General features: G+C 73.5%; 12 protein-coding genes. All 12 read left to right on the top strand.

Annotation, left to right across the window (positions count from 1 at the left end):
• The first annotated feature begins 5 nt into the window (after window positions 1-5).
• Window positions 6-671 carry a guanylate kinase gene (gene gmk, locus C1J01_RS06365; RefSeq protein WP_438943094.1) on the top strand — a complete coding sequence of 222 codons (666 nt, stop codon included), beginning with the start codon at window positions 6-8 and terminating at the stop codon, window positions 669-671.
• Between the two features lie 5 nt (window positions 672-676).
• Entirely contained in the window at window positions 677-946 is a 270-nt protein-coding gene (gene rpoZ / locus C1J01_RS06360; protein ID WP_043638590.1) for a DNA-directed RNA polymerase subunit omega, read from the top strand.
• An 8-nt stretch (window positions 947-954) separates the two neighbouring features.
• The gene (coaBC, locus tag C1J01_RS06355) at window positions 955-2,166 is read left to right on the top strand and encodes a bifunctional phosphopantothenoylcysteine decarboxylase/phosphopantothenate--cysteine ligase CoaBC (protein WP_111177013.1); all 1,212 of its coding nucleotides are present in this window, start codon (window positions 955-957) and stop codon (window positions 2,164-2,166) included.
• Between the two features lie 125 nt (window positions 2,167-2,291).
• Window positions 2,292-2,654, top strand: coding sequence for a hypothetical protein (locus C1J01_RS06350; RefSeq protein WP_181448596.1), 363 nt, complete (start codon window positions 2,292-2,294; stop codon window positions 2,652-2,654).
• Window positions 2,655-2,782: 128 nt separating this feature from the next.
• Window positions 2,783-3,970: a methionine adenosyltransferase gene (metK, locus tag C1J01_RS06345; protein ID WP_111177009.1), complete on the top strand. Its 1,188-nt coding sequence runs from the start codon at window positions 2,783-2,785 to the stop codon at window positions 3,968-3,970.
• Window positions 3,971-4,152: 182 nt separating this feature from the next.
• A complete protein-coding gene (locus C1J01_RS06340; RefSeq protein ID WP_111177007.1) occupies window positions 4,153-6,510 on the top strand; it encodes a primosomal protein N' in 2,358 nt (785 codons plus the stop codon).
• 49 nt (window positions 6,511-6,559) lie between these two features.
• Window positions 6,560-8,029 (top strand): hypothetical protein, encoded by a 1,470-nt coding sequence (locus C1J01_RS06335; protein WP_111177005.1) that lies wholly within the window; start codon window positions 6,560-6,562, stop codon window positions 8,027-8,029.
• A gap of 37 nt (window positions 8,030-8,066) precedes the next feature.
• Window positions 8,067-9,413 carry a hypothetical protein gene (locus tag C1J01_RS06330; protein WP_111177003.1) on the top strand — a complete coding sequence of 449 codons (1,347 nt, stop codon included), beginning with the start codon at window positions 8,067-8,069 and terminating at the stop codon, window positions 9,411-9,413.
• Between the two features lie 61 nt (window positions 9,414-9,474).
• Window positions 9,475-10,023 (top strand): peptide deformylase, encoded by a 549-nt coding sequence (gene def / locus C1J01_RS06325; protein ID WP_111177106.1) that lies wholly within the window; start codon window positions 9,475-9,477, stop codon window positions 10,021-10,023.
• A gap of 4 nt (window positions 10,024-10,027) precedes the next feature.
• The gene (fmt, locus tag C1J01_RS06320; protein ID WP_111177001.1) at window positions 10,028-10,954 is read left to right on the top strand and encodes a methionyl-tRNA formyltransferase; all 927 of its coding nucleotides are present in this window, start codon (window positions 10,028-10,030) and stop codon (window positions 10,952-10,954) included.
• Between the two features lie 100 nt (window positions 10,955-11,054).
• Window positions 11,055-12,584 carry an RsmB/NOP family class I SAM-dependent RNA methyltransferase gene (locus tag C1J01_RS06315; protein ID WP_111176999.1) on the top strand — a complete coding sequence of 510 codons (1,530 nt, stop codon included), beginning with the start codon at window positions 11,055-11,057 and terminating at the stop codon, window positions 12,582-12,584.
• 111 nt (window positions 12,585-12,695) lie between these two features.
• Window positions 12,696-13,088 (top strand): phosphatase PAP2 family protein (locus C1J01_RS06310; protein WP_181448595.1); only part of this gene is annotated, 393 nt, incomplete at its 3' end.

The following is a 13,088-nucleotide window of genomic DNA, read 5'->3' as shown; positions in this document are numbered from 1 at the left end:
AGGAAGTGACCGAGAGGTCCTGGTCCGGCGACGTCAGTGCCTATGAGGCGCTCGGATCGGGAGCGGAGGACGACTTCCTGCCCTTGAGCGAGCGGCGGCTGACGGTCCTGTCAGGGCCGTCAGGCGTCGGCAAGTCCACGGTCGTCGCCGAGCTCCGGCGGGCACACCCCGAGGTGTGGCTGTCGGTCTCGGTGACCACCAGGAGACCCCGGCCCGGCGAGGTCAACGGGGTCCACTACTTCTTCGTCGACGGCGAGGAGTTCGACCGGCTGGTCGAGGCCGGCGAACTGCTGGAGTGGGCGGAGTTCGCGGGCAACCGCTACGGCACCCCGCGCGAGCCGGTGCTGAAGAAGCTCGCCGAAGGCGTCCCGACGCTGCTCGAGATCGACCTCGAGGGCGCCAGGCAGGTGCGCAGGAGCATGCCCGAGGCGCTGCTGGTGTTCCTGGCCCCTCCGAGCTGGGAGGAGCTGGAGAAGCGGCTGCGCGGGCGCGGCACCGAGCCCGAGGAGGTCATCGCGCGCCGGCTGGAGGCCGGGCGGATCGAGATGGCCGCCGAGGGCGAATTCGACCTCACCCTGGTCAACACGAGTGTCCAAGACGTGTGCCACCGGCTGATAGCCTTGATGACTGACCCTCAGGGGGTCACGACAACCACCAACCGAGAGGTCTGACAATCGTGGCAGGCACCACCCCGGCCGCGGAGGGCATCACCAACCCGCCGATCGACGCGCTGCTCGACATCGTCGACAGCAAATACTCCCTGGTGATCATGGGTGCCAAGCGCGCCCGCCAGATCAACGCCTACTACTCCCAGCTCGGCGAGGGCCTGCTGGAATACGTCGGGCCGCTGGTCGAGACGCACGCTCAGGAGAAGCCGCTGTCCATCGCGCTGCGCGAGGTCTCCGAGGGGCTGCTCAACGCCGAGCCCATCGAAGGCGCGGTCTGACCCCTTCGATGAAGGTCGTCCTGGGGGTCAGCGGCGGCATCGCCGCGTACAAGGCGTGTGAGCTGCTGCGTCTGTTCACCGAGTCCGGGCACGAGGTGCGGGTCGTCCCGACCCGCGAGGCCCTCAAGTTCGTGGGCGCGCCCACCTGGGCCGCGCTGTCGGGCAACCCGGTCTCGGCCGAGGTCTGGGACGACGTTCACGAGGTCCCCCATGTGCGGATCGGCAAGGGGGCCGACCTCGTCGTCGTGGCGCCCGCGACCGCCGACGTGCTGGCCAGGGCGGCCCACGGGCTGGCCGGCGACCTGCTGACCAACACCCTGCTGACGGCCACGTGCCCGGTGGTGTTCGCGCCCGCGATGCACACCGAGATGTGGCAGCACCCCGCGACCCGGGCCAACGTCGCGACGTTGCGCGAGCGCGGCGCCGTCGTCATCGACCCCGCCGTGGGGCGGCTCACCGGCGCCGACACCGGCCCCGGGCGGCTGCCCGACCCGGCCGAGATCTTCCAGGTCTGCCTGCGCGTGTTGCGCGGCCGTCCGCTCGACCTCGCCGGGCGCAAGATCGTCATCTCCGCCGGCGGCACGCGCGAGGCGATCGACCCGGTGCGCTTCATCGGCAACCGCTCCTCGGGCCTGCAGGGCTACGCCCTGGCCCGTACGGCCGTCGCCCGGGGCGCCGAGGTGACGCTCGTGGCGGCCAACACGACGCTGCCCGACCCCGCCGGCGCCAAGGTCGTCCGGGTGGAGTCGACGGCCGAGCTGCGTGAGGCGGTGCTCGAGGCCTCGGCGGGCGCCGACGCGGTGGTCATGGCCGCCGCGGTGGCCGACTTCCGGCCCGCGACACGCCAGGACTCCAAGATCAAGAAAACCGACGGCGAGCCCGAGCCCATCCTGCTGACGAAGAACCCCGACATCCTCGCCGAGCTGGGCGAGCGCCGCCGCGCCGCCCGGGACGCGCAGGCCGGCGCCGAGGCGCCCGGCGTGATCGTGGGTTTCGCGGCCGAGACCGACGACGTGCTCGCCAACGGCCAGGCCAAGCTCGCCCGCAAGGGCTGCGACCTGCTCGTGGTCAACCAGGTGGGGGAGGGGCTGGCGTTCGGCACCCCCGACAACGCCGCCACCGTGCTGGTGGCCGGCGGAGAGCCGGTCGAGGTGCCGTTCGGGCCCAAGGAGGATCTGGCCGACGTCGTGTGGGACCTGGTGGCCGCCCGCATTTCCTGACACGTTCAATCCCGATAAACGGACACGCCGCTCATTCGGTGTGCAATCCGTTTATAAGCAGTTACTCGATCACCTGTTGCGACACCCCCGTACGCCTGCGGATACTTGGGGCAAAGGGGGATGGAATGCCGGTGGGTTCTGCTGTCAGAGATCGTTGTAGGACGTTGCTCGGCGACCAAGGGGAGATCCACTATGTCTTCCCCGCCTTCTCCGCGGGGCCGGCGGGCTCGGGGAACTTCCTCATCGTCGTCACCGCCTCGGCCATATCCGTGCTCGCCACCCGGACGCTGCGCACCGACCGGCCGGTGTCGGTGGTCGCAGAGTTCCCGCGACACACCCGGCTGGGCCCGATCCGTCCCGGGCCGGTGATCGAGCTCGGCTCCCGGGTGTTCGAGTTCGACGAGGAGTACGCCTCCGTGGTCTCGGCCGCCGACGCGGAGATCTTCGCGCCGGAGAGTCTCCCGCCCGATCCGCTGCCCGAACTGTGATAGGAGACAGTAGGTGGACGGTTTCGCGACTCGGTGCCCGGTAGGGCTAGACTTCGGCCAGGCCCGGGCACGTCCATCCGCCCCGGGCCTGACATCCGTCAGCAGCCGCTGCATGAGGAGCCACTGAGTTGTCACGTCGCCTGTTCACCTCCGAGTCGGTCACAGAGGGCCACCCGGACAAGATCGCCGACCAGATCAGTGACGCGATTCTCGACGCCATGCTCAAGGACGACCCGAGGAGCCGGGTCGCGGTCGAGACGCTGATCACCACCGGCCAGGTCCACGTCGCAGGCGAGGTCACGACCGAGACCTACGTCGACATCCCCGGCGTCATCCGGGAGAAGATCCTGGAGATCGGCTACGACGCCTCCCACAAGGGCTTCGACGGCGCCTCGTGCGGCGTGTCGGTGTCCATCGGAGCGCAGTCGCCCGACATCGCCCAGGGCGTCGACAACGCCTACGAGCACCGCGTCGACGGCGACGACGACGAACTCGACCGCCAGGGCGCCGGCGACCAGGGCCTCATGTTCGGCTACGCCTGCCGCGAGACCCCCGAGCTGATGCCGCTGCCGATCACGCTGGCCCACCGGCTCGCCCAGCGCCTGTCCGAGGTGCGCAAGACCGGCACGGTGCCCTACCTCCGTCCCGACGGCAAGACCCAGGTGACGATCGAGTACGACGGCGACACGCCGATCCGGCTCGACACCGTGGTCGTCTCCACGCAGCACGCGGCGGAGATCGACCTCAAGGAGATGCTGACGCCCGACATCAAGGAGCACGTGGTCGACCCGGTGCTAGCCGACCTCGACCTGCAGACCGAGGGTTACCGCCTGCTGGTCAACCCGACCGGCCGCTTCGAGATCGGCGGCCCCATGGGCGACGCCGGCCTCACCGGCCGCAAGATCATCATCGACACCTACGGCGGCATGGCCCGCCACGGCGGCGGCGCCTTCTCGGGCAAGGACCCGTCCAAGGTCGACCGCTCGGCCGCCTACGCCATGCGCTGGGTCGCCAAGAACGTCGTGGCCGCAGGTCTCGCCGACCGGTGCGAGGTGCAGGTCGCGTACGCCATCGGCAAGGCCGAGCCGGTGGGCCTGTTCGTCGAGTGCTTCGGCACCGAGAAGCTGCCCGTGGAGAAGATCCAGGAGGCCGTGCTCCAGGTGTTCGACCTGCGTCCGGCCGCCATCATCCGCGACCTCGACCTGCTGCGCCCGATCTACTCCGAGACCGCCGCCTACGGCCACTTCGGCCGCGAGAACTTCTCCTGGGAGTCCACCGACCGCGCCGAGGCCCTGCGCAACGCCGCCGGTCTCTGACCGTCCGGCTCCCGGCCGACCTCGGGAGCCCTACCTTGGGACCCTGCCTCGGGGCCCTGCCTCGGGAGCCCTGCCCGACCGGTGCCGCTTCGTCATGACGCGGCACCGGTCCGTGTGCTTTCCGCAGGTGGTCCCGGTGCGCGGTGGACGTCGCGGGTGGCGGGGTCTGGTAGACGTTAGGCGTGACCCACTCCTCCGACGACGCCCTCCTGCCGCTCGAAGCCGTGCGGCCCCCGGTGTCGGCGAAGGACACCAGAGGGGCCCCCGTGGCCGCGCCCGAGCGGCCCGTGGCCAGGGTCGTGGTCGACAGCCCGCTCCCGCACCTCGACCGGCCCTTCGACTACCTGGTGCCCGCCACCCTGCACGAGACCGCCGAGCCCGGGGTGCGGGTGCGGGTGCGGTTCGCGGGCAAGCTCGTCGACGGGTTCCTGCTCGAACGCGTCGGCGCGAGCGACCACGAGGGCCGGCTGACCCCGCTGGAACGCGTGGTCTCCCCGGAGCGGGTGCTCACCCCGGAGATCGCCGGCCTGGCCAGGGCGGTCGCCGACCGGTACGCGGGCACGCTCACCGACGTGCTGCGCGTGGCGATCCCGCCGCGCCACGCCAAGGCCGAAGCCGAACCGGCCCAAGCCTCCCAACCCTCACGAGCGACCGAGCCGTCTTCCCCGGCGCCCGACGCGTCTTCATCGGCGGCCGAACCCTCACGAGAAGCCGAGCCGTCTTCTCCGGCCCCCGAACCCTCACGAGCGGCCGAGGCGTCGCGTGAGGGCGCGCGGGAGGGTTCGCACGGTGCCGGGGGGAGCGCGTGGGACGCGTATCCGGCCGGGCGTTCGTTCCTGAAGGCGTTGCGCGACGGGCGCGCCCCGCGGGCCGTGTGGTCGGCGTTGCCCGGGGCCAGGGGGTGGGCGCCGGAGCTGGCGGAGGCGGTGCTGGCCACCCTCGACGGCGGCAGGGGAGCGGTCGTCGTGGTGCCCGACGGCAAGGACGTCGCGCTGGCCGACGCCGCGTTCGCCCGGATCCTCGGCCCCGGGAGGCACGTCGCGCTCACCGCCGACCTCGGCCCGGCCGAGCGGTACCGGCGGTGGCTGAAGGTGCTGAGAGGCCACGTACGCGCCGTCGTCGGCACCCGTACCGCCATGTTCGCCCCCGTCGCCGATCTCGGCCTGGTGGCCGTCTGGGACGACGGCGACGACCTGCACGCCGAGCGGCTGGCCCCCTACCCGCACGCCCGCGAGGTGCTCGGGCTGCGCGCCCACCGGGCCGGTGCGGCCATGCTGATCGGCGGCTACGCGCGCACCGCCGAGGCCACCCAGCTCGTCGCGACCGGCTGGGCCCGGCCGATCGTGGCCGCCCGTACGACGATCAGGAGTCTCGCCCCCCGTGTACGCCCCGCGGGAGAGGACGCCGAGCTGGCCAAGGACCAGGCCGCGCGGCAGGCCCGGCTGCCCAGCCTCGCGTGGCGGGCGCTGCGCCACGGACTGGAGCGCGGCCCGGTGCTGGTGCAGGTGCCGAGGCGCGGTTACCTGCCCGCCCTGGCCTGCCGCCACTGCCGTACGCCCGCCCGCTGCGTCCTGCCCCCGACCAGGCGCGTCCAGCCCCCGGACGCCGGCGCGGCGATGGCGGGGGCGATCCCGCTGGGCGGCGCGGTGGAGCGGGCGGACGTACGGGGAAAGACGCCCAGCGGGCCGGTCGGCATGCCGCCGGGGTGGCCGGAGGCGCCGGCCGGGACGCAGGAGGGCCGCGCGGTGCCGCATGCGGGTGAGGGGGAGCCGCGCTGCCACGGGCCCCTCGCGCTCAGAGCCGGCCACACGGCCCCCTACTGCCGCTGGTGCGGCCGGGTGGACGCGGCGTGGCGCTGCCCGTCGTGCGGCAGCCCGCGGATGCGCGCCGTGGTCACCGGCGCCCGCCGCACCGCCGAGGAGCTCGGCCGGGCCTTCCCGTCCGTGCCGGTCCGCACCTCGGGGCGCGACGGCGTGCTCGCGACCGTTCCCGACGCCCGCGCGCTCGTCGTCGCCACGCCGGGAGCCGAGCCGGTGGCCGAGTGCGGCTACGCGGCGGCCGTGCTGCTCGACGGGTGGGCCCTGCTCGGCCGGGCCGACCTGCGGGCGGGCGAGGAGGCGGTGCGCCGGTGGATGAACGCCGCCGCCCTCCTGCGGCCGGCCGCCGAGCTGGTGGTGCTCGGCGACGCCGGGCTGCCCGCCGTACAGGCTCTGATCAGGTGGGACCCGGTCGGTCACGCCGAGCGCGAGCTCGGCGACCGCGCCGAGCTGGGGTTCCCGCCCGCCGTGCGGATGGCCACGCTCACCGGCGCGCCCGCCGCGGTCCGGCAGATGCTCGACGAGGTACGCCTCCCGCCCGATGCCCAGGTGCTCGGTCCCGTCCCGCTGGACGACTCCGGGCAGGAGCGCGCCATGATCCGGGTACGCCGGTCCGGCGGCGCCGCCCTGGCCGCCGCGCTCAAAGGTGCCAGCGGGGTGCGTGCGGCGCGTAAGACGCCTGATGTCGTGAGGGTGAGTGTCGACCCTCTCGACCTGATTTAGACGCTTTCCCCGATTCGCTCATCCGTTGGCCAGCCGTTAGCGTGCCTCTGTGTCGATCGAATGGGTGAACCAAGCCATCGACGACCTGCGTGCTTGGGGGCGCACGCGGGGCGTCGAGGTTGACGCGGACGAGGTCCGCCTGCTCTGCGACTACGCCAGCGACTACCTGAACGTCAACGAACTGGGTGACTTCACCCCGGAAACCTTTGACGAGCTGCTGCTGTCCATCTACCCGCGCAAGGTCATCGCGCCGCCCGAGAGCGCGCCCGAGACCGTCGCCGCGGCCCGCACACTCGTCGACTACCTCCGCGAGGCCGGCAAGGTGAGCCCGCCGGCCGCCGCGGGCATGCACGAGCGGCTCGACGACATCGCGCCCCGCATGGTCGAGGCCCTCGCCGACCCGGCGAACTTCGGCATGGCCAAGAGCCTGTTCAGCTCGATCGGCCCCGAGTCGCTCGAGCAGTCGGTCGCCATCCCCGCCGGGGAGCTGCCCGACCTCGGCGAGGCACCCTGCGACTGCCCGGGCTGCACGCCGCTGCCGGCCGTGCGCCTGGCCGGGCCGGAGGAGCTGCGCGCGGCGCTCGCGAGCGTGCCGATGCTGGCCGAGGAGCCGCTGCCGGCCGGCGGTGACCCGCTGAACGCCTGGTCCGAGCGCGTGGCCCGGATGCTCGACCACGACACCGGCGGCGCGGTCACCGGCTCGCCCGAGATCGACGAGGGCCTCTACGACCTGTTCGACATGCTCTACCGCCTCCAGGTGCGGGTGCCCGTCACCGTGATCGGCGACTATCTCGACGAGATCTCCGGCGACACCCCCGCCGACCTGCCCGCCGTGCTCGACCGGCTGGCCTGGAGCGGCATGGTCGACACCGACGGCGACACCGCCGAGCTCACCCCGCACGCCCTCTGGGCGCTGCGCGAACACTACCTGGCCCTCGGCGTGGACGCCCCGCTGGCCCCCGACCTGGCCGAGGCCGACGCCCACGAGCTCATCGAAGGGCTGCTCGAAGGCGTGCCGACCGAGCTGGCCGAGGCCGACATCGCCCGCTGGCTGGCCGGTCGCGACCCCGGCGAGGCCGCCGCCGAGCTGCTCGCCGCCGCCTCGGGCGCGCCCGCCGTGGCCCGCGGCATCGCCATCACCATCGTCGACCGGCTCGGCCCCGAGGCCGAGGCCCAGGTGCGGGCGTTCCTCGACGACGAGGAGCTGCGTCCGCACGTCATCCACTGGCTGGCCGCGAGGAGGCTGCCCGCGCCGGCGCTCACCCAGGAGGAGCTGCTGTGGGTCAGCGTCGACATGCTCGCCCTGGCCATGCCCGCGGCCGAGGAGGATCCGGAGATCTTCGCGGAGAACATGGCGGCCTCCGGCCCACCCGCCCACGTGATCGAGGAGATGTGGCGGGTCGACCATCCCGACGTGGTCGAGGTCCTCGAGCTCCTCGGGCGCTCCATCACCGACGGCACGGTCGCCAAGGCCGCGCGCAAGGCGGCGTTCAAAGCCCGCTCCCGAGCCATCCGTTGAGTACGCTCCCGTGACCGCTGTGCAGTAAGTTTCGTGGGTGGCAAACAACGTCTTCGACCTCGCCGAGCTGCGCAAGCTGATCGATGAGCAGGCCGTCGTGCCTCCGCGGCCCCCTGAGGAGACCCGCGCGGAGCGGGAGGCGCTGACGTTCCCGCCGGTCCCGCTGGCGCCCGACGCCGAGCTGGCCCGGGCGGTGCCCGAGGTGCCGCTGGTGGCCGACGCCATCCGGCTCACCGGCTGGACGGGCACCCGCGCCGTCACGCCCGACGGTCACCTGACCGAGGCCGACGCCGCGGCCGCCGCCGCGGAGCTCGGCGTGCCCGCCTCCCGGCTGCGCCTGATCTGGATCGTCGCCGTCAACACCGGCCTGCTGCAGATCATCGGCGGGCGCGCGTCGCGGGGGCCGCTGTCGATGCGGCTCACCGTCGAGGCCACGCTGGAGTTCTGGGACGGCGTCGTGATGGACGTCCTCGACCGCGCCGACGACGGCCTGACCGGCTCGGCAGTGGTCGACGGCCACCTCGCCGAGATGCTCGCCACGATCTACTCCGTACGTTCGGGCGTCGCCACCGCCAACCTCGCCCGCGGCATCCTGCAGTCCCACGAGGTGGCCTGCGCGCCCGGGCCGGCCGAGCTGCGCAAGCTGGCCGCCGCGCTGCCGGCCGAGCTGCTGGAGGCGCTGTCGCTGCTGACGTACTGCGGGCTGGTCGAGCAGACGGCGGCGGGGCGCACCGCGCTCACCCCGCTCGGGGTGTGGGCCATCCGCCGCGACCTGCTGCGCGAGGGCCACGACGCGCCGACCACCGCCGAGGTCGAGGTGTTCGCCGACCTGTCGGCGGCCGAGCTGGTGGCGGCCCTGGTCAACGGCAGCGCCACGCAGAGCGCCGTCGCCGGGTGGCTGGAGCGCCGCTCGCCCGAGTCCGCCGCCCGCGAGCTCATCGAGATCGCCGCCTCCGGCACCGCCGGCCAGCGCGGCGCGGTCGGCGCCATCCTGGAGGAGCTGGGCCCGGAGGCCGAGGCGCCCGTCCGGCAGGCGCTCGACCACCCGCTCATGCGCCGTTACGCCGCCTCCTGGCTGCACATCCGCGACCTCGACGCGCCGACGCTCGGCCCCGACGACCACACCTGGATCGCGGTCGACTCCCTCGCGGCCCTCATGCACATGTCGGGGCCCGCCGCCGGCCGCATCGACACGCCCGAGCCGGGCGAAGACCTGATCCGGCTGGTCGGCGAGATGCCCGCGGTCGGCCACCCCGACACGATCGCCGTGCTCGACATGCTCGCCTCCGCCCACGACGACCAGGCCGTGGTGAAGGCGGCGCGCAAGGCCGCGCTGAAGGCCCGTACGCTCGCGCACGCGCGCTCGCAGGGCGCGGGCCGGTAGACGGTCCATACCTGCACTAAACTGGGCGGCTGATCCACGCTCGACGAACGGAGTGAACCCCTTGGCGATCCAGTCGATCCGGCTGTTCGGAGATCCGGTGCTGCGTACCCCGGCGGCCCCGGTCGTCGACTTCGACAAGGAGCTCCGCAAGCTGGTCAAAGACCTCACCGACACGATGATGGACGCGCCGGGCGCGGGCCTGGCGGCCCCGCAGATCGGCGTCGGGCTGCGGGTGTTCACCTACTACGTCGACGAGCAGCTCGGCCACCTGATCAACCCCGACCTCGACCTGTCGCCGGAGATCGACGAGGAGGGCGAGGAGGGCTGCCTGTCCTTCCCCGGCCTGGCGTTCCCGACGCCGCGCGCCGTCCGCGCCGTGGCCAAGGGCTTCAACGTGTACGGCGAGCCCATCACGCTGGAGGGCACCGACCTGATGGCGCGCTGCTTCCAGCACGAGACCGACCACCTCGACGGCATCCTGTTCATCGACCGCATGGACCCGAAGCAGCGCAAGCTCGCCATGAAGGCCGTGCGCGAGGCGGAGTGGAGCGGCCTGTCCGCCCCGGTGATCAAGGCCTCGCCCCACCCGACCGGCGGAAAGGCGCTGTAAGAGCATGCGTCTGGTCTTCGCGGGCACACCCGAGACGGCGCTGCCGTCCCTGCGCACCCTGATCGACTCGCCCCGCCACGAGGTCGTGGCCGTGATCACCCGTCCTGACGCCCAGTCGGGGCGTGGCCGCAAGGTCCACCCGTCGCCGGTGGCGGCGCTCGCCGAGGAGGCGGGCATCGAGGTGCTCCGCCCGCAGAAGGCCGGCGACCCCGCCTTCCTCGACCAGCTGCGGGCGCTGGAGCCCGACTGCTGCCCGGTGGTCGCGTACGGCGCGCTGCTGCCGCAGTCGGCGCTCGACGTGCCCCGGCACGGCTGGATCAACCTGCACTTCTCCGTGCTGCCCGCCTGGCGCGGGGCCGCTCCCGTGCAGCACGCGATCCTGCACGGCGACGAGATCACCGGTGCGACCACGTTCCAGATCGTCAAGGAGCTGGACGCCGGGCCCGTCTACGGCGTCGTGACCGAGGAGATCCGCGCCACCGACACGAGCGGCACGCTGCTGGAGCGGCTGTCGGTCTCGGGGGCGGGGCTGCTCGCCGCCACCCTCGACGGCGTCGAGGACGGCACCCTGGAGGCCAGGCCGCAGCCCGCCGACGGGGTCACCATCGCGCCCAAGATCAACGTGGACGACGCCCGGATCGACTGGGCGAAGCCCGCCATGCACGTCGACCGGCTCGTCCGGGCCTGCACCCCCAACCCCGGCGCCTGGACGGAGTTCCGCGGCCGGCGGGTGAAGGTGGGGCCGGTCCGCGTGGTCCCCGGCGAGCGGCTCGCGCCCGGCCGGATCGCAGCGACCAAGACGACGGTGCTGGTCGGCACGGCCACCCACGCGGTGGAGCTGGGCGAGGTGCAGCCACAGGGCAAGCGGCTGATGGGCGCGGGGGAGTGGGCCCGCGGAGTCCGTCCCGAGGGTGAAGAGGTCTTCGGGTGACGGGTCGTGCCTTCTGGAGCGCGGAGGGCGGCGCCGAAGCCGGTCACGTACACGATGCCCGGCGGCCTGCCGTCCAGGCCGTAGGCGAAGGTTCGAGGGCATGACGAGCAGGGGCCAGGGATCCGGGAACGGCGACGACCGCCCACGGCGTCCTCAGGGAGCCGGCGGCGGTTCCGGACGGCGCCAAGGGACCGGGCGGTCCTCAGGCGGCGATGGGCGTGCGCGGCGGCCGGCGCGTGATCCGGCGCGCAACGCGGCGTTCGACGTCCTGCGCGCCGTGGGAGAGCGGGACGCCTACGCCAACCTGCTGCTGCCTCGGCTGTTGCGCGACCGGGGCGTCAAGGGGCGCGACGCCGCGCTGGCCACCGAGCTCACCTACGGCACGCTGCGCGGGCTGGGCACGTACGACGCCGTCATCGAGATGTGCAGCGACCGTGAGCCCGACCCCGACGTGCTCGACGCGTTGCGGCTCGGCGCCCATCAGTTGCTGCGCATGCGCGTCCCGCCGCACGCGGCCGTCGGCACCACCGTCGACCTCGTACGCCTGCGCGTCGGCCCGGGCGCGGCGAAGTTCGTCAACGCGGTGCTGCGCAAGATCGGCTCCAGGACGCTCGACGAGTGGTTGCCGATCATCGCACCCGACGCCGCCGACGACCCGGTCGGTCACCTCGCCGTCGCCCACGGTCACCCCCGGTGGATCGTCTCGGCGTTCCGCGACGCGCTGGGGTCGTCCGAGGAGCTGGCCGAGCTCCTGGAGGCTGACAACGCCCGGCCGCTGGTGACCTTGGTGGCGCGTCCCGGGCGCAGCTCCGTGGAGGAGCTGGAGGCGGCCGGCGCCATGCCAGGCCGCTATTCCCCCTACGCCGCCTACCTGCGCGAGGGTGACCCCGGGCAGGTCAAGGCCGTGGCGGAGACACGCGCCGCCGTGCAGGACGAGGCCAGCCAGCTCGTCGCGCTCGCCCTGACCCGCGTGCCGATCGACGGCGACGGGGACGGCGAGTTGTGGCTCGACATGTGCGCGGGCCCCGGCGGCAAGGCCGGGCTCCTCGACGCGATCGCCACCCACGGCGACCTCGCGCGCCCCTTGGACGACGCCGGCGCGCCGGGCGAGGAGGGCGCGCCGGAGGCGTTCCCCGGCGGGGCCCGGGTGCTGGCGTCCGACGCGCAGCATCACCGGGCGCGGCTGGTGTGGGAGACCACCCGGGACGCGGCTGTGATCACCGCTGACGGCACCGAGCCGGCGTGGCGGCCGGGCGTGTTCGACCGGGTCATGCTCGACGCGCCCTGCACCGGGCTCGGCGCGCTGCGGCGGCGGCCGGAGGCCCGCTGGCGGCGCGATCCGGCCGGCATCGCCGACCTGGGCAAGCTGCAGCGCGGCCTGCTCGGCACGGCCCTCGACGCCGTACGGCCCGGCGGTGTCGTGGCGTACGTCACCTGCTCGCCGCACCTGGCCGAGACCCGGGTGGTCATCGGTGACGTGCTGGCGCGCCGCGACGACGTCGAGCAGCTCGACGCCCGCGCCTACCTGCCCGAGGTCGGCGCGCTCGGCGACGGGCCGCACGCCCAGTTCTGGCCGCACCGCCACGGCACCGACGCCATGTTCCTGGCCCTCCTCCGCAGGCTTCCCTGACCCGCTCCTCGCCCGGCGCGCACGATGTGCCGCTCCGGGCGTGATTGGGCGGCGGAGTTCGTGGGCGTGTCGTTTCGCGGTGATCTGGCACGGTGTGGTCCGATCGACGGCGTGACATTCGTGGATGAGGTGCGCGAGGCGGAGCTCGGGGCGATCGTCTGGCTTCAGGGGTGGCCCGACGCGGTCCGGCCCGTGCTGGAGCTGGTGTCGGTGTTCGGGGCGGACGCGTTCTTCCTGCTCTGCCTGCCGGTGCTCTACTGGTGCGTCAATCCGGCGTTCGCGTTGCGGCTCGGGCTCACCGTGCTGCTGGCGGCGGCGGTGAACGCGATCGCCAAGCTGGCCTTCCACCAGCCTCGGCCGTACTGGATCGACGGCAGGGTGCGGGCGCTGTCGGTCGAGGACTCCTTCGGGATGCCGTCGGGACACGCGCAGACGGGCACGGCCGCGCTCGGACGGGTCGCGAGCGAGGTGGGGCGGCCGTGCCCGTCTGCGCGTGTCCCGACG

Origin of the sequence: Nonomuraea aridisoli, from assembly GCF_003236395.1 — a bacterium.
GTDB lineage: Bacteria > Actinomycetota > Actinomycetes > Streptosporangiales > Streptosporangiaceae > Nonomuraea > Nonomuraea aridisoli.
This window is presented reverse-complemented; position numbering and strand designations above follow the sequence as displayed.

What these genes read in the sequence shown, in the direction of transcription:
- coaBC (WP_111177013.1), top strand. Translation starts at nt 955, where the DNA reads ATGAAGGTCGTCCTGGGGGTCAGCGGCGGCATCGCCGCGTACAAGGCG.
- C1J01_RS06350 (WP_181448596.1), top strand. Translation starts at nt 2,292, where the DNA reads ATGCCGGTGGGTTCTGCTGTCAGAGATCGTTGTAGGACGTTGCTCGGC.
- fmt (WP_111177001.1), top strand. Translation starts at nt 10,028, where the DNA reads ATGCGTCTGGTCTTCGCGGGCACACCCGAGACGGCGCTGCCGTCCCTG.
- C1J01_RS06315 (WP_111176999.1), top strand. Translation starts at nt 11,055, where the DNA reads ATGACGAGCAGGGGCCAGGGATCCGGGAACGGCGACGACCGCCCACGG.